The organism is Variovorax trehalosi (assembly GCF_051216415.1).
Taxonomy (GTDB): Bacteria; Pseudomonadota; Gammaproteobacteria; order Burkholderiales; family Burkholderiaceae_C; genus Variovorax.
Map to the genome: position 1 here is coordinate 276,225 of NZ_JBPJZG010000006.1, position 16,442 is coordinate 292,666.

General features: G+C 64.9%; 18 protein-coding genes. All 18 read right to left on the reverse strand.

The annotated features are described in order from the left end of the window. Positions 1 to 6: 6 nt before the first annotated feature. Positions 7 to 1,113 (reverse strand): beta-N-acetylhexosaminidase, encoded by a 1,107-nt coding sequence (gene nagZ / locus ACSFA7_RS23285; RefSeq protein WP_435501547.1) that lies wholly within the window; start codon positions 1,111 to 1,113, stop codon positions 7 to 9. Continuing rightward, positions 1,110 to 1,520: a holo-ACP synthase gene (gene acpS / locus ACSFA7_RS23290; protein ID WP_206177799.1), complete on the reverse strand. Its 411-nt coding sequence runs from the start codon at positions 1,518 to 1,520 to the stop codon at positions 1,110 to 1,112. The genes nagZ and acpS overlap by 4 nt, the downstream gene beginning before the upstream one ends. Continuing rightward, complete coding sequence (locus ACSFA7_RS23295) at positions 1,517 to 2,299, reverse strand: pyridoxine 5'-phosphate synthase (protein ID WP_435501548.1); 783 nt, start codon at positions 2,297 to 2,299, stop codon at positions 1,517 to 1,519. The genes acpS and ACSFA7_RS23295 overlap by 4 nt, the downstream gene beginning before the upstream one ends. Beyond that, the gene (gene recO / locus ACSFA7_RS23300; protein ID WP_435501549.1) at positions 2,296 to 3,069 is read right to left on the reverse strand and encodes a DNA repair protein RecO; all 774 of its coding nucleotides are present in this window, start codon (positions 3,067 to 3,069) and stop codon (positions 2,296 to 2,298) included. Before recO ends, ACSFA7_RS23295 begins: the two co-directional genes overlap by 4 nt. Positions 3,070 to 3,073: 4 nt before the next feature. Beyond that, the gene (era, locus tag ACSFA7_RS23305) at positions 3,074 to 4,042 is read right to left on the reverse strand and encodes a GTPase Era (RefSeq protein WP_435501550.1); all 969 of its coding nucleotides are present in this window, start codon (positions 4,040 to 4,042) and stop codon (positions 3,074 to 3,076) included. Between the two features lie 7 nt (positions 4,043 to 4,049). After that, positions 4,050 to 4,736, reverse strand: coding sequence for a ribonuclease III (gene rnc, locus ACSFA7_RS23310; protein ID WP_176661402.1), 687 nt, complete (start codon positions 4,734 to 4,736; stop codon positions 4,050 to 4,052). Positions 4,737 to 4,753: 17 nt separating this feature from the next. Continuing rightward, the gene (locus ACSFA7_RS23315) at positions 4,754 to 5,122 is read right to left on the reverse strand and encodes a DUF4845 domain-containing protein (RefSeq protein ID WP_206177794.1); all 369 of its coding nucleotides are present in this window, start codon (positions 5,120 to 5,122) and stop codon (positions 4,754 to 4,756) included. Positions 5,123 to 5,158: 36 nt separating this feature from the next. Then, positions 5,159 to 6,124 (reverse strand): signal peptidase I, encoded by a 966-nt coding sequence (gene lepB / locus ACSFA7_RS23320; RefSeq protein ID WP_435501551.1) that lies wholly within the window; start codon positions 6,122 to 6,124, stop codon positions 5,159 to 5,161. A 7-nt stretch (positions 6,125 to 6,131) separates the two neighbouring features. After that, entirely contained in the window at positions 6,132 to 7,943 is a 1,812-nt protein-coding gene (lepA, locus tag ACSFA7_RS23325; protein WP_435501552.1) for a translation elongation factor 4, read from the reverse strand. 522 nt (positions 7,944 to 8,465) lie between these two features. After that, positions 8,466 to 9,950, reverse strand: a complete 1,485-nt coding sequence (locus ACSFA7_RS23330; protein WP_435501553.1) for a DegQ family serine endoprotease — start codon at positions 9,948 to 9,950, stop codon at positions 8,466 to 8,468. Positions 9,951 to 10,057: 107 nt separating this feature from the next. After that, positions 10,058 to 11,128 (reverse strand): MucB/RseB C-terminal domain-containing protein, encoded by a 1,071-nt coding sequence (locus ACSFA7_RS23335; RefSeq protein WP_435501554.1) that lies wholly within the window; start codon positions 11,126 to 11,128, stop codon positions 10,058 to 10,060. A 23-nt stretch (positions 11,129 to 11,151) separates the two neighbouring features. Further along, positions 11,152 to 11,817, reverse strand: coding sequence for a sigma-E factor negative regulatory protein (locus tag ACSFA7_RS23340; RefSeq protein WP_435501555.1), 666 nt, complete (start codon positions 11,815 to 11,817; stop codon positions 11,152 to 11,154). Positions 11,818 to 11,834: 17 nt separating this feature from the next. Further along, positions 11,835 to 12,509, reverse strand: coding sequence for an RNA polymerase sigma factor RpoE (gene rpoE, locus ACSFA7_RS23345; protein ID WP_256219179.1), 675 nt, complete (start codon positions 12,507 to 12,509; stop codon positions 11,835 to 11,837). Positions 12,510 to 12,519: 10 nt separating this feature from the next. Then, positions 12,520 to 13,002 carry a hypothetical protein gene (locus tag ACSFA7_RS23350; RefSeq protein ID WP_435501556.1) on the reverse strand — a complete coding sequence of 161 codons (483 nt, stop codon included), beginning with the start codon at positions 13,000 to 13,002 and terminating at the stop codon, positions 12,520 to 12,522. A 13-nt stretch (positions 13,003 to 13,015) separates the two neighbouring features. Further along, positions 13,016 to 14,260 (reverse strand): beta-ketoacyl-ACP synthase II, encoded by a 1,245-nt coding sequence (gene fabF, locus ACSFA7_RS23355; RefSeq protein ID WP_206177788.1) that lies wholly within the window; start codon positions 14,258 to 14,260, stop codon positions 13,016 to 13,018. Positions 14,261 to 14,356: 96 nt separating this feature from the next. Further along, positions 14,357 to 14,596, reverse strand: a complete 240-nt coding sequence (gene acpP / locus ACSFA7_RS23360; RefSeq protein WP_007830471.1) for an acyl carrier protein — start codon at positions 14,594 to 14,596, stop codon at positions 14,357 to 14,359. 98 nt (positions 14,597 to 14,694) lie between these two features. Beyond that, positions 14,695 to 15,438, reverse strand: coding sequence for a 3-oxoacyl-ACP reductase FabG (gene fabG, locus ACSFA7_RS23365; RefSeq protein ID WP_093434874.1), 744 nt, complete (start codon positions 15,436 to 15,438; stop codon positions 14,695 to 14,697). A 27-nt stretch (positions 15,439 to 15,465) separates the two neighbouring features. After that, complete coding sequence (fabD, locus tag ACSFA7_RS23370) at positions 15,466 to 16,419, reverse strand: ACP S-malonyltransferase (RefSeq protein WP_435501557.1); 954 nt, start codon at positions 16,417 to 16,419, stop codon at positions 15,466 to 15,468. Positions 16,420 to 16,442: the final 23 nt, after the last annotated feature.

Below are 16,442 nucleotides of genomic sequence, written 5' to 3' on the forward strand. Positions count from 1 at the left end.
ATCTCCTCAGGACGAAGCGCTTTCCTTGAGGCCGGCACGGGAAAGCAGCCGTTTGGCGCCGCGATACACCGGCGACTCTGTCAGCGAGTTCCAGCTCGATGCGGGTGCCTGGGGCAGCAGCGACTGCCGGCGTGCTTCGCTGGCGGCCGTGCCTTGCCAGCGCCCTGAAGCCGCGGCGGCGCCGAAGCCTTCCAGCAATTCGTCCAGCCGTGCGCCATCGCCCACGCTCTGGTTGCAGACCATGGGCAGGTCGCATCCGGCATCCAGCGCCGCCAACGCCGCATCGGTGAAGCTCAGCAACTCGCCATCGATGTACCGCCCCGCTTCCATGCTCAGGTCGTCGCTGAAGATCGCGCCATCGAAGCCGAGCCGGGTGCGCAGCACGTCCTGGAGCCACTTCGACGAAAAGCCAGCCGGCCGCGCATCGACCTTGGGATAGATGACGTGGGCGGGCATCACGGCGGCGAGCGTGCCGGCAAGCCAGTCGTAGGGACTGGCATCGTCGGCCAGGATGGCCTTGAGGCTGCGCCTGTCGACCGGAATCTCCACATGCGAGTCGGCATTCACGAACCCATGCCCCGGAAAATGCTTCCCGCAGTTGCGCATGCCCATCTGCAGCATGCCGTGCATCACGCTCTTCGCAAGCATCGCCACCACGCGCGGATCGCGGTGAAAGCTGCGGTCGCCGATCACGCTGCTGCCGCCGTAGTCGAGGTCGAGCACCGGCGCAAAACTGAAGTCGACGCCACAGGCGCGCAGCTCGCCGGCAAGCACCTGCCCCGCCGCCGTCGCAACCTGCGTGGCGCGCATGGCATCGCGCATCCACAGCTCGCCCAGCGAACGCATCGACGGCAGGCGCGTGAAGCCATCGGTGCGAAAGCGCTGCACACGCCCGCCTTCGTGGTCGACGCAGATCAGCAGATCGGGGCGGATCGCCTTGATCTCGGCGTTGAGCGCGGTCATCTGTGCGCGGTCCTGCCAGTTGCGGGTGAAATGGATCACGCCGCCGACCAGCGGGTTGGCCAGGCGCCGTCGGTCGGCGTTGTTGAGTTCGGTGCCCGCCACATCGATGATGAGCGGCGCGTGGATGTGGCTGCCTGTCGTCGCGGTCATGCGTCGTTCTTGATGTCTTTGTGTTCCACCACGACGAAGCTCGCGGCGTATTCGGTTTCGTCGGTCACGGTGACGTGGGCGGTCAGGCCCTTGGCCTCGAACCAGTCCTTGAGCTCGCCATGCAGCACGATGACGGGCTTGCCGCTGCGCAGATTGGCGATCTCGCACAGGCGCCAGGTCATCGGCATCCGCATGCCGAGGCCAATGGCCTTGCTGAAGGCCTCCTTGGCAGAAAAGCGGGTGGCCAGGTAGCTCAGGCCGCGCTTGGGCCAGCGCGCGCTGCGGGCTTGCCAGACGGCGAATTCGGCGTCGCACAACACCTTGCGTGCGAAGCGTTCGCCCTGGCGCTCGAAGGTCGCGGCGATGCGACGCAGGTCGCAGATGTCGGTGCCGATGCCGTAGATCATGCAGGCCGGGCCTGTTGTGCCTCGCTGATGCAGCGCAGGTACTCGCGCGTCGTGGCGGTGTAGCCAAGTTCGAGCGCGTCGGCAACGAAGGCGTGGCCGATCGAGACCTCGTGGACGCCGCGCACCGCGCGGAGGAACGCGGTCAGGTTGTCGCGGCTCAGGTCGTGGCCGGCGTTGACGCCGAGTCCCGCAGCCTGGGCGGCTCGCGCCGATTCAACATAGTGCGCGAGCACGGTCTCTTCGTCGGCGGTGCCGCGCGATGCGGCGTAGCCTTCGGTGTAGAGCTCGACGCGGTCCGCGCCCACGGCCTTGACCGCGGCCATCATCTCGGGGATCGGGTCCATGAACAGGCTGACGCGCACGCCCAGCGCCTTGGCCTCGGCGATCAGCGGGCGCAGGCGCTCGGCGTCGTCGGGAAAGCTCCAGCCGTGGTCGCTGGTCGATTGGGATTCACTGTCGGGCACGAAGGTGGCCTGGTGCGGACGCAGCTCGCGCACGAAGTCCATCAGGTTGTGGAAGGGATTGCCTTCGATGTTGAACTCGATGCCGGGCCAGTCCTTGGCGAGCAGCGCGGACAGGTCGCTCACGTCATGCGCGCGGATGTGGCGCGCGTCGGGCCGGGGGTGCACGGTGATGCCCTGGGCGCCGGCGGCCAGGCAGGCATTGGCGGCAGTCAGCACGCTCGGAATGCCCAGATGGCGCGTGTTGCGGACCAAAGCCACCTTGTTGAGGTTGACTGACAAGGAAGTGGTGATGCCGGCGTTGCCTGAAGTGCTCATAGTGCTTGCAGATCTCTCATCATTTGCCGCGTGCGCAGCGTGGACACGCCGCAATGGTAGTTGAGCAAGGCGCGCAGCTGGTTTCGCAGGGCGCTGTTGCTGCCGGCGTTCATGGTGGCGATCTCGCGCAGGGTCGCGGTGAAGGGTGCGCGGTCGTCGAGCACGGCTTGCAGAGCCTGCCAGTCGGCGCCGGCCAGCGCGGCCTCTTCATCCGCCGCGGAACGCAGGCCGGCTTCGGGCACGAGGCTGTAGCGCACGCCGGGGTCGAGCGGCTCCAGGGTCAGCGTCTGCACGTCGAGGGAGGGCAGCAGGCCGACCTCGCGCAGCAGGATCAGCTCGAAGGCCCGCAGCGCGGCAGCCTGGGTCGCTGCCTGCGCGCCGACGTGATCGCCTGCGAGCACCTGCACCACGCCGGCGTAGGCGTCGAACAGCGCTTCATGCGCGTCATCGCGTGCCAGCAGGCGCAGCAGCAGTTCGTTGATGTAGTAGCCCGAGAGCAGCGCTTCGCCGGTCGGCATGACATGGCCGCCCATCCATTCGGCGCCCTTGAGCGTGCGGATCTCGGCATCGCCGCCGTAGTTGAGTTGCAGCGGCTGCAACGGCAGCAGCACCGGCCGAAAGTTGGAACTCGGCCGCTTCGCACCCTTGGCCACCAGCGCGATGCGCCCGTGGTGACGGGTGAAGACCTCCAGGATCAGGCTCGACTCGCTCCAGTCGTAGCGATGGAGCACGTACGCCGGTTCGTGCGAAACGCGGTGGGCAGTGGCCACTTCTTCATTCGTAGCCGAACGAGCGGACCCGGGCTTCGTCGTCGGCCCAGCCGGAACGCACCTTGACCCACAGTTCGAGGAAAACCTTGGCGTCGGCCAGCTTTTCGAGCTCGACACGCGTTTCCATGCCGATGCGCTTGATGCGCTCGCCCTTGTCGCCGATCACCATGGCCTTGTGGCCGTCGCGCTCCACCACGATCGTGGCGGCGATGCGCAGCAGGCGCTTCTGGCCCTTCTTTTGGGGCGGCTCTTCCTCGAACTTGTCGATGATGACGGTCGAGGTGTAGGGCAGCTCGTCGCCGGTCAGGCGGAAGAGCTTTTCGCGCACCAGCTCGCCGGCCAGGAATTTCTCGCTGCGGTCGGTGAGCTCGTCCTCGTCGTAGAACCAGGGCTGCTCGGGCAGGTACTTCTCGCAAATGCCGAAGAGGCGCTCGACGTCTTTCGAATTCTTGGCCGACATCGGCACGAACTCGGCGAAGGCGTGCTTTGCCTGCATGGTCTGCAGCCAGGGCGCGATGTCGCCGCGGCGGTGCACGTTGTCCAGTTTGTTGGCCAGGAGCACCGTCGGGATGCCCTTGCCCAGGAGCTTGAGCACGCGCTCGTCGGCTGGCGTGAAGCTGCCGGCCTCGACCACGAACAGGATCAGGTCCACGTCACCGACCGCGCCCTGCACGGTCTTGTTGAGCGACTTGTTCAGCGCGTTGGCGTGCAGGGTCTGGAAGCCGGGCGTATCGACAAACACGAACTGCGTCGCGCCCAGCGTGCGCATGCCGGTGATGCGGTGGCGCGTGGTCTGGGCCTTGCGCGAGGTGATGCTGATCTTCTGGCCGACCAGCGCATTGAGGAGGGTCGACTTGCCCACATTGGGCTTGCCGACGATGGCGATGAGGCCACAGTGTTGGGGTCCGCCTGCACCCGCAGTGTCGCCTGTGGCGTCTTCGGGTCCGGCTTCTGGATTGATAGCGTCGTTCATTGTGATTTCACGCAGCACCGCGTGCCTTGAGCCGGATCAGCATGGCGGCCGCGGCAGCCTGCTCGCCGGCGCGGCGCGAGCCGCCGATGCCGCGTTCGCGAAGGCCCAACTCGGGCACCTCGCACTCGACATCGAAAGTCTGTTTGTGCGCTGCACCCAGCGTCGCCGCCACGCGGTACACCGGCAGCTTCATTTTGTGGCCCTGCAGCCATTCCTGCAATTCGGTCTTCGGATCCTTGGCCGCCGCTTCCATGCGCGGGTTGATCTCGACCGATTCGTAGAGCCGGCGCACCAGCGCCTCGGCGGCCGCGAAACCCGCGTCGAGGTAGACCGCGCCGATCAACGCCTCGAGGGCGTCGGCCAGGATCGAAGGCCGGTTCGGCCCGCCCGAGCGCGCCTCACCCTCGCCAAGCCGCAGCAGCGGCGACAGCTGGAGTTCGAGCGCCAGCCGATGCAGGGTGTCCTGCTTGACCAGGTTGGCCCGTACCCGCGACAGATCGCCTTCGGGCAGGGCCGACAGGCGCGTGTACAGCAGGTGCGATACCGCCAGGTTGAGCACCGAGTCGCCGAGGAACTCGAGGCGCTCGTTGTGGTCGGCCGAGAAGCTGCGGTGCGTGAGCGCGAGCTGGAGCAGCCGCGTGTCGGAGAACGAGTGCTTGAGGCGCGCCTGCAGCGCGACGAGGCTGCCGTCCACCTTTTTCAGCGCCGCGTTCAGCGGGTCTCGCCCTTGTACTTGAGCGTCAGGTAGGCCGGACCGAACAAGGGGATCTCGCGTTCGTAGGCATACGAGACGACGACCTTGTCGCCGACCTTCTTGATGTCGAGATCCCTGCCGCTGACCGACTTGAAGTCGTCGATGGCCTGGGCGCGATCGAAGATGGCGCGAATTTCGGGCACCGTGGTGCCTTCCTTGGCCTTGTTGGCGGCCTTGTCGATGGCCTGCCATTCGATCAGCGTCGGAATGACCTGCGCAACGACCACGCCCAGACAGCCGAGTACTGCCGCGACGAACAGCAGGCCGATGAACGAGATGCCGCGCTGGTGCGCGGCCCTGCTGCGGATGGACCGGTTTGCTCTCATTGCCCTCTTACCCCTCGAACAGTGTTGAATGACTGCTTATTGAAATGGACCGATGCGGCCGAAATCGCCGAAGTTCATCCAGACGAAGAAGGCCCTGCCCACGATGTTCTTGTCCGGAACGAAGCCCCAGAAGCGCGAATCCGCCGAATTATCGCGGTTGTCGCCCATCATGAAATACTGGCCGGCCGGCACCTTGCAGACCACGCCTTCGACGGAGTAGCGGCAGTTCTCGCGAAACGGGAAGTCGCTGGCGCCCGGCACGAAGGACGGCGCACCTTCGTCGTTGAGGATCTTGTGCTGCTTGCCGGCGAGATCCTCGTCGAACTGCTTGAGCAGGCGCATCGATTCGCCGTCGAGATAGTCGGGCGCCACGACCTTCGACACCGGCTGGCCGTTGATCGTGAGCTTCTTGTTCAGGTAGGCCACTTCGTCGCCCGGGATGCCGACCACGCGCTTGATGTAATCCATGCTGGGCTTGGGCGGGTAGCGGAATACCACCACGTCGCCACGCGCGAGTGGCGTGCCATCGGTGATCTTGGTGTTGATGACCGGCAGGCGCAGGCCGTAGGTGAACTTGTTGACCAGGATCAGGTCGCCCGTCAGCAGCGTGGGCATCATCGAGCCCGAGGGAATCTTGAAGGGCTCGTAGAGGAACGAGCGCAAAAGGAACACCACCAGGATCACTGGGAAGAGGCCCGCCGTCCAATCGAGCCACCAGGGCTGCATCAGCAGGCGCTCGCTGGCCTTGGTGTCGGCCGTGTCGACCTGGGTGATGCCCTGGCCGGCCAGCCGCGCGTTGCGCTCTGCCATCGAAGCCTCGAGTTTGGCGGCAGCCGCTTCGCGCTTCGGCAGGAAATAGAAGCGCTCAGCCAGCCAGTACAGGCCGGTGACCACCGTGGCCACGAACAGCAGCAATGCGAAGTTGCCTTCGATCGCGCCGAAATACCAGGCGCCGACATAGCTGGCGAACGCCGCAAGGACCAGGGAAGTGATGAGTGCCATTTTTTGATCAGTCTTCGACTTGCAGAATCGCCAGGAAGGCCTCTTGCGGGACCTCGACGGAACCGATCTGCTTCATTCTTTTCTTGCCCGCCTTCTGCTTCTCGAGCAGCTTCTTCTTGCGGGTGATGTCGCCGCCGTAGCACTTGGCCAGCACGTTCTTGCGGAGGGCCTTGATTGTCTCACGCGCAATGATGTTGACCCCGATGGCGGCCTGGATGGCCACGTCGAACATCTGGCGCGAAATGATCTCGCGCATCTTCGAGACCACCGCCCGGCCGCGGTACTGCGACTGGGTGCGGTGCACGATGATCGAAAGCGCATCGACCTTCTCGCCGTTCAGCAGGATATCGACCTTGACCACGTCGGACGCGCGGTACTCCTTGAACTCGTAGTCCATGGAGGCATAGCCGCGGCTGACCGACTTCAACTTGTCGAAGAAGTCGAGCACGATCTCGCCGAGCGGCATCTCGTAGGTCAGCATGACCTGGCGGCCGTGGTAGGCCATGTTCATCTGCACGCCGCGCTTCTGGTTGGCCAGCGTCATGACGGCGCCGACGTATTCCTGCGGCATGTAGAGATGCACGGTCACGATCGGCTCGCGGATCTCGCTCATCTTGCCGACGTCGGGCATCTTGGACGGGTTCTCCACCATGATGACTTCGCCGTCGTTGCGCACCACCTGGTAGACCACGCTGGGCGCGGTCGTGATCAGGTCCTGGTCGAACTCGCGCTCCAGGCGCTCCTGCACGATTTCCATGTGCAGCAGGCCGAGGAAACCGCAGCGGAAACCGAAGCCCAGCGCCTGGCTCACCTCGGGCTCGTAGCGCAGCGACGAATCGTTGAGCTTGAGCTTCTCGAGCGCGTCGCGCAGCGAGTCGTACTCGCTGGCTTCGGTTGGGTAGAGGCCGGCGAACACCTGCGGCTGGATTTCCTTGAAGCCCGGCAGCGCCTCGGTGGCAGTGGCGGCCGCGCCGCCCGTGCCCGCCTTGATCAACGTCACGGTGTCGCCGACCTTGGCCGCCTGCAACTCCTTGATGCCCGCGATGATGTAGCCCACCTCGCCGGCTTCGAGCGAAGGGCGCGGTTCGTTGGCCGGCGTGAACACGCCGATGTTGTCGGCGTTGTACATGGCACCGGACGCCATCATCTTGATGCGCTCGCCCTTCACAAGCCGACCATCGACCACGCGCACCAGCATGACGACGCCGACGTAAGGATCGAACCAGCTGTCGACGATCATCGCGCGCAGCGGGCCGTCGGGGTTGCCGCGCGGCGCAGGCATCTTGTGCACGATCGCTTCGAGGATCTCGTCGATGCCCAGGCCCGTCTTGGCGGAGCACGGAATCGCATCGGTCGCGTCGATGCCGATCACGTCTTCGATTTCGGTGCGCGCGTTGTCGGGATCGGCGTTGGGCAAATCCATCTTGTTGAGCACGGGCACCACTTCGACACCGAGGTCGAGCGCGGTGTAGCAGTTGGCCACCGTCTGCGCTTCGACGCCTTGCGATGCATCGACGACGAGCAGCGCGCCTTCGCATGCCGACAGCGAGCGACTCACTTCATAAGAGAAGTCGACGTGGCCCGGTGTGTCGATCAGATTGAGGTTGTAGACCTTGCCGTCGAGTGCCTTGTAGTGCAACGCGGCGGTCTGCGCCTTGATGGTTATCCCACGCTCTTTTTCGATGTCCATCGAATCGAGCACCTGCGCTTCCATCTCGCGTTCTGCGAGGCCGCCGCAACGCTGGATCAAACGGTCAGCGAGCGTCGACTTGCCGTGATCGATGTGCGCAATGATCGAAAAATTTCTGATGTGATTCATCAACGGGAACGCTTAAGTACTTGAATTGGCTCGTGCTCAGCAGAGAGCAGGCAAGAAAAAAGGGCGCGTCTTCTGGAGACGCGCCCTGAACCAACAAGCAATGGCAACTGCAGTAGTTGGAACTTCATTGTAGGCAAAAAGGGAGGCACGTACATCCGGGAACAGGGTCCAAAGGGCTCGTTGCGGGTCCACAACATCAAAGATACAAACAGGTTATCCACAGGATCGGTGGAGCACTCACTGAACAACTTGTGGGCGATCTGTGGAGCACCGGTGGACTGCTGTCTGACATCTCGCATCGTGAAGGTCGTTGCACTCCTTATGCGCTGACTGGCCGCCGCGAGTGCCCTATTCTACCGAAAACCGTCCTTAGCCTTCCAAAAAGTTAGTGGGCACAAACAAAAATCAAGGCTTTTGAAGCCTCAGATTTTTTTAGGGATCCACGCCCGAACGTCGTAAACGCCTCAAAAAAACGGCCCCAAACCCGACTGCCGGGTGGGGCCACTTGACGGCAGCGCCGTATCAGCGTGCGGGACGGATCAGGGCGTATTGCGCCCAGTCGCCGCGACGGAACAGCACGCTGAGCGCCTTGCTCTTGTCGGCCTTGGCCAGCGCCGACTCGAACTCCCGGGTGTTGGCCACCTCGGTATTGCCCACGGCCAGGATGATGTCGCCTTCGCGCAGCCCTGCACGCGCAGCACCTTCGCTGGCGGCATCGACCTTCACGCCGCCCTTGAGCTTGAGCTCCTTCTTCTGCGCATCGTTGAGGTCGCTGACGGCGAGGCCGAGCGACTTGGCAGCTGCGGAAGCCGAAGGCTTCGGTGCCGGCTCGTCGCGATCGGACGCGCGCTTGGCGGGCTTGTCAGGCTCGATCTCGGCAATGGTCACGCTCAGGTCGCGCGAGTTGCCGCGACGGAACACCGTGAGCGTGCTTTTCGTGCCCGGCTTGGTGTTGCCCACCAGGCGCGGCAGGTCGCTCGGCTTCTCGATGGCCTTGCCGTCGAACTTGGTGATGACGTCACCCGGCTCCACGCCGGCCTTCTCACCCGGCGATCCGGCTTCGACGCCGCGCACGAGCGCGCCCTGCGCCTTGCTCAGGCCGATGGCTTCGGCCACATCCTTCGTGACCTGGTCGATCTGCACGCCGATGCGGCCGCGGGACACGCGTCCCGAGGTGCGCAGCTGTTCGCTCACGCGGATCGCCTCGTCGATCGGGATCGAGAACGAGATGCCCATGAAGCCGCCCGAGCGCGAGTAGATCTGGCTGTTGATGCCCACCACTTCGCCGCGCATGTTGATCAGTGGACCGCCCGAGTTGCCGGGGTTGATGGCCACGTCGGTCTGGATGAAAGGCAGGTATTCGCCGGTGTCGCGCTGCTTGGCGCTCACGATGCCGGCCGTGACGGTGTTCTCCAGACCGAAGGGCGAGCCGATGGCCATCACCCATTCGCCGACGCGCAGTTTGGAGATGTCGCCCACCTTCACCGCCGGCAGGCCGGTGGCTTCGATCTTGACGACCGCAACGTCGGTGCGCTTGTCGGCGCCGACGATCTTGGCCTTGAACTCGCGCTTGTCGGGCAGCGTGACCAGCACCTCGGAGGCATCTTCCACCACGTGCGCATTGGTCATGACGTACCCGTCGGCCGTCAGGATGAAGCCGGAGCCGACACCGCGCGGGCGTTCCTCTTCCTGGGGCTGTTGCGGCCTGTTGGGACGCGGCCCCTGGCGCGGCGTACCCGGAGCGGGCTGACCGAAGAAGCGACGGAAGAATTCCTGCATTTCCTCATCCATCTCGCCATTGCCGCCGCCGCGCTGCGCGACCTTCTCGACGGTGCGGATGTTGACGACGGAGGGGCCGACCTGGTCGACCAGATCGGTGAAGTCGGGCAGCGTGCGCGTCTGCGCATGGACGGGCTCGACGGGAAGAAAAGTGGCTCCGGCTGTCAGCGCGAGCGCGAAAGCCAGCACACCGGAACGAAGCTTGTGTCCCTCGACTTTGAACATCATGGGTTTTCTTTCAAAAGAACAGAGAGCGGCTAAAACAACAAAGGGCTATGAGTCTGCGTTGCGAGCTTGGTTCAGCGCAATCCGCGGGGCAATGGCCAGCCAGTGTGTCAACGCGTGCGAGCGAGGCTTTGGGCGAATGCGTTGAGCGTCTGCTGCGGCACTTCGCCCACTGCGGTCAGCCACCAGTCGCTCGCGGGTTCAGGCAACCGCCGGCGAATGGCGTTGGTGGCGCCGATGGTCAGCACGCCGTCCCGCGGTGCACGCGCGGCATCGTAGCGCTCGATGAAAAGCGAGACCGAAGCCAGACCGTCGGAGAAAGTCCACTGGACCGTGGCCGCATCCTGCTTCGACTTGTCGCCGCCGGTCGCGGGCCGACGAAAGAAACTGCGGGGCTTGAAACCGGCCACGGGCGCGCTGAGCGTCCACCCTTCATCCTGTGCGGTCGTGCGCTCAAGCTCGAGCTTTTCGACGCGGTAGCCCGCGGTGTTGGTCATCATCTGCGCGAGCGCCTGCGCCTTCACCGGCGCATCGAGCTGCAGTTCGGAGAACGCCGATTGCTCCACCACCCGCGATTCGCTGTCGATGGTCTGCAGCTTCACCACCAAGCCCGAGCGGCGCTCGCTCCAGATGCGGTAGCCGAAACGCAGGCCATCGTGCGGCACCAGTTGCACCACGTCGGCATCGAAACCGGCCACGCGGTCCTTGCCGATCGCGCGCACGTCGTAGAAATCGCCGATCGACGAATCGGTCTTGTCCGGCAGATTGGGAAAGAGATCGAGGTTCTCGCGCTTCTCGACCTTCACGACCTTTGCCTCGGGCAGGAAGGTCATGACATTGCGATTGCGCCGGAAGGTCGAGCGCGGCGGCCCCGAGAGCGCCTCGATGCGCTCGATCTGATGATCGCCGTCGCGCACATGCCAGATGCGCGCGCTCGACAGGTCGCCGCCCGGCGCCGACACCACGAAGGTGCCCACGTAGTTCCGTTGCCGCGCGCCGGTGTGCATGCGCTGCAGCCAGTCGGCCACGCTCATCGCCGGTGGCTCGTCCGTCTGCGCCGCAGCCGCACCCTTGGCGGTCGCCGGGCCGGAGCGGTTTTGTGCGGTGGCAACCTGCGCGAAGCAGAAGGCTGCAAACACAAGCACGAACGCGCGTGCGGAGATCGGCATCTGAACGGTCATTGCGGGCAGTTACGGACGCGCCATCAGCGCGTAGGTCCCTCGAAGGTGGCGTTGCGCAGGAAACCGGAAGGCATTTGCGAAGCACCGCCAGCCTGCTGGTGCGCTTCGAGCAATTGATCGAGGCGCGGATCGCGCAGCATGACTTGCGGATTGCCGTTTCCGACCATCACGCGCGTGGGCGTTAGCGTGGCGCTGGCTGGCTGCTGGCTGTTGACGGCCGCTGCCGCCAGGACCGAATTCATCGCGGGCTGCTGCTGAGCCGCGATCTGCGCGCCGGCCTGCGAACCGGAGGTGCCATTGCCGATCAGCGTCCAGCTGATGGCGGCCACGGCAACCATCGACGCGGCGCCTGCCACCAGTTTCCAGCGGAAGACCGGCTCGTTGGCCGCATCGGCCCTGCGCTGGACCTGGACCGCGGCCGGTGCGGCAATCGGCACCAGCGCCGGCATCGCGACCACCGGCTCCGCGGCGAGCCGCTGCTGGAAACGCGCGAGGAACGCCGAGCTGTCGCTGCACGCCGAATGGGAGCCCGAACGCAACACATCGCCCACCACGTGGTAGGCGTGCCAGGCCGCGCGCGAATCGCCTTCGGTGCAGACCGCTTCGATCGCCTGCGCGAACGCCTCGCCCTGCAAATGACCATCCGCAAGTGCGGACACCTGTTCCCGAACCGTCATCATCTGATTCATTTCATTCACCTGCTTACTTACCAACGCTTGCCGGACTGGTTGTCCAGAAGCGGTTTGACCCTGGCCGAAATGGCTTCGCGCGCCCGGAAAATACGTGAGCGCACCGTGCCGATAGGGCAATCCATGACCTCGGCAATCTCTTCGTAACTCATCCCCTCGATCTCGCGCAGCGTGACTGCCTGGCGCAACTCGGCTGGGAGCGCTTCCATGGCCGCCTCGACGGCGCTGGCGATTTCATTCGCCGCCATGACCGATTCGGGGGTTTCGTCGCTGATTGGTTCGTTTCCGGGACGGTAAGTTTCATCGTCGTCGTCAGAAGACGGCCGCAGCGCGCTTTCGGAGATGGTCGGATCGCGCTTCATGTCCACCAGCGCCTTCTTGGCGGTGTTGACAGCGATCCGGTAGAGCCAGGTGTAGAACTGCGCCTCGCCGCGAAACTGGTGCAGCGCGCGATAGGCGCGGATGAAGGTTTCCTGGGCAATGTCCTCGACCAGGTCGACATCGCGCACCATGCGGCCGATCAGACGCTCGATGCGGCGCTGGTACTTGATGACCAGGAGCTCGAAGGCCTTCTGGTCGCCCGCGACCGTGCGCTGGACCAGCTGGAAATCGACTTCGCCCGGACGCGGCGCCTCGGCCGACGCGTCGGTCAGGCCGGACTCCGGTGGCACAGGCGGGGGAGAAGTTGTCATCGACGGGGTTTCAGGGCGCGTCGGCGGGTGCCGTCGCGCGCCAGGGATCGCCCGCAGGCTCGGCGGCCGGCGCGCGCGCATAGACCGCGCGGCGCACGTCGCGCCAGCGCTCCGGCATGGATCGCTGCTCAAGCCAGACCCAGCGCGCAGCGCGACCCGGCTCCGAAAGCCTGACCAGCATCAGCGATTGGAAATCGAGCGCGACCTTGGCCCGCGCCGCTCGAACGCCACGGGTCGGATCGGCCCCCGTCAGGGACCAATAGAGTCCGTCGAAATGCAGCGTGGCAGCACCATCGCGGCGCAAGCCGAAGCCTGCGGCAACGCCCGAGAAGACGACGCTGAGAACCAGCAGCAGCTGGCGCCATCCAGCGCTATCGAAGAGATAGCAGGAAGCACCAGCGCAGCAGGCGCCCAGGGTCCAGAGAACGACAAGAATCCGGGTTGCGCCGCGTGAGCGCCCCACCGGATAGGTCACCGACGGCGCGCTGTGCATGACAGAGCAATGCTCAAGCGCGCTTGAACACCAGCGTACCGTTGGTGCCGCCGAAGCCGAAGTTGTTCTTGACCGCGACATCGATCTTCAGATCGCGCGCCTCGTTGGCGCAGTAGTCGAGATCGCACTCCGGATCCTGGTTGAAGATGTTGATGGTCGGCGGGCTCTTCTGCTCGTGCAGCGCAAGCACCGTGAACACCGATTCGATGCCGCCCGCGCCGCCCAGCAGGTGGCCGGTCATGGACTTGGTCGAATTCACGACGAGCTTCTTCGCGTGATCGCCGAAGGCGAGCTTGACCGCGTTGGTCTCGTTGAGGTCGCCGATCTGCGTCGAGGTGCCGTGCGCATTCAGGTACTGGACCTGGTCGGCGTTGACACCTGCGTTGGCCAGTGCCATTGCCATCGAACGGCGGGGGCCGTCGACGTCGGGCGCGGTCATGTGATAGGCATCGCCGGTCAGGCCGAAGCCCGCGACTTCCGCATAGATCTTGGCGCCGCGCGCCTTGGCATGCTCGTACTCCTCGAGCACCAGCACGCCGGCGCCCTCGCCCAGCACGAAGCCGTCACGGTCCTTGTCCCACGGGCGCGAGGCCGTGGCGGGATCGTCGTTGCGCGTGCTCAGCGCGCGAGGCGCGGTGAAGCCGCCAATGCCGAGCGGCGAAATAGTCGACTCGGCGCCGCCGGCGATCATGACGTCGGCATCGCCGTACTCGATCATGCGTGCCGACGTGCCGATGGCATGCAGGCCCGTGGTGCAGGCGGTCACGACGGCGATGTTCGGGCCCTTGAAGCCGTACTTGATCGACACGTGGCCCGAGATCATGTTGATGATCGATGCCGGCACGAAGAACGGCGAAATGCGGCGCGGGCCGCGGCTCGCGTATTCGCCATGCGTCTGTTCGATCATCGGCAGCCCGCCGATGCCCGAACCGATGTTGCAGCCGATGCGAACGGCCTCTTCATAGGACAGCGCTTCGCCGGTCGGCAGTCCGCTGTCCTGCACCGCCTGGATGGCGGCGGCAAGCCCCAGATGAATGAAGCGGTCCATGTGGCGCGCTTCTTTCTCCGAGATGTATTGGGTGATGTCGAAACCCTTCACCTCACCGGCGAACTTGCAGGCGAAGGCGCTTGCATCGAACGCGGTGATGTTCGCAATGCCCGACTTCCCGGCCAACAAGTTGGCCCAGGATTCGGTTGCGGTGTTTCCGACAGGAGCGATGCAACCGAGTCCGGTCACGACGACGCGGCGTTTGGTCATGCCGGCAAACCTTTCTGGAAGCGCTGAACAGTTGCTGGTCGGCGCGTGCGGTTCAGGAAAAAGCCGCCGGCCGCAGTCGCAGTGTCAGCTGGCCAATCAGGCCTTTTGATTCTTGGTGGCGTAGTCGACGGCGTTTTGCACCGTGGTGATCTTCTCGGCATCTTCATCGGGGATCTCGATGCCGAACTCGTCTTCGAGTGCCATCACGAGTTCGACCGTGTCGAGCGAGTCAGCGCCGAGGTCGGCCACGAAAGCCTTTTCATTCGTCACTTGGGACTCTTCCACGCCGAGTTGCTCGGCGATGATTTTCTTGACACGTGCTTCGATATCGCTCATTTGGTTCCCTCTGAGGGTTGTAGGTAATCGGTGGATTTTAGCCGGGCGGATTGTGGCATTTGCCTCACCCCCGGTACGGGAAAGATTGCGCCTTGCGGCTACATGTGCATGCCGCCATTCACATGCAACTCCTGCCCGGTCACGTAGGACGCCTGGGGCGATGCGAGGTACGCCACCGCATGCGCGATGTCGGCCGGCTTGCCCAGATGCCCCAGCGGGATCTGTTGCAGAAGTGCTTGTTGCTGCGCCTCGGGGAGGCTCGCCGTCATGTCGGTTTCGATGAAGCCCGGCGCGACGCAGTTGACGGTGATGTTGCGGCTGCCCAGTTCGCGGGCCAGTGCGCGGGTCATGCCCGCGACACCGGCCTTGGCGGCCGCGTAGTTGGCCTGGCCGGCATTGCCGGAGGCGCCCACCACGCTCGTGATACTGATGATGCGGCCGTAGCGCTGCTTCATCATCGGGCGGATCACCGCGCGCGAGAGGCGGAACACGGCCTTGAGATTGGTATCGAGCACCGCATCCCAGTCGTCGTCCTTCATGCGCATGGCAAGCGTGTCGCGCGTGATGCCGGCGTTGTTGACCAGCACGTGGATCGCGCCGTAGGCCTGGACGATCTCGTCGATCAGCGCCTCGACGGCGGCAGCGTCGTTCACATTCAGTGCACGGCCACGGCCGTCGAACGCGCTCAGTGCCGAAGTGATCTTCGCCGCGCTGTCCTCGGTGGTGCCGGTGCCGACGACCTTCAGGCCGCGCTGCGCCAGCTCGAGCGCAATCGCTGCGCCGATGCCGCGCGATGCGCCAGTGACCAGGGCGACTTGCCCTTCGAATTTGGGAATGCTCATATAAAAAGTATCGGGGCCTTGCGCCGTTCAGCCGGCGAGCGATTGTCGGGTGTCCGCGAGCGTCGCCGGGTCGTACACCGACGCAGCTTCGAGATCGGGGGCGATGCGCTTGACCATGCCGGCCAGCACCTTGCCCGGCCCGCACTCGATGATGGCGGCTACACCGCGCAGTTTCAAGGCCTGCACGCTCTCGACCCAGCGAACCGGGCCGGCTGCCTGGCGCACCAAGGCATCGCGAATGCGTTCGGCGTCGGTCTCTACAGCCACGTCGATGTTGTTCAGCACTGGGATCTGCGGCGCGGCAAGCGTGAGGGTGGCGAGCTTTTCGCGCAGCGCCTCGGCGGCCGGCTTCATCAGGCTCGAGTGGAAAGGCGCCGAAACGGGCAGCAGCAGCGCGCGCTTGGCACCATTGGCCTTGAGCAACTCGCAGGCCTTGTCGACAGCAGCCTTGCTGCCGGCGATCACGGTCTGCGCCGGATCGTTGAAATTCACGGCTTCGACGATTTCAGCGCTGCCTGCGCCAAACGAGGCCGTCGCTTCAGCACAGCCTGCCACGACCTTGCCGGACTCCATGCCCAGCACGGCCGCCATGGCGCCGACACCGACGGGCACCGCCTGCTGCATGGCCTGCGCACGAAAACGCACCAGCGGCGCAGCTTGCGCCAGCGTCAGCACACCCGAAGCCGCCAGCGCCGAGTACTCGCCCAGCGAATGGCCTGCCACGACGGAAGGCGTTGCGCCGCCTTCGGACAACCAGGCCCGCCAGGCTGCGACACCGGCGACCAGCATCACCGGCTGCGTGTTGGTGGTGAGCGCCAGCTCTTCCTTCGGACCGTTCTTGATCAGCGCGCCGATGTCTTCGCCCAGCGCTTCGGAAGCCTCGCGCAGCGTTTCGGCCACGGCCGGATGGTCGCCCCAGGCGTCGAGCATGCCGACAGCCTGCGAGCCCTGACCCGGAAAAACAAAAGCAAAGGATTTCATTGTTCTATGCGTCATATCGCATC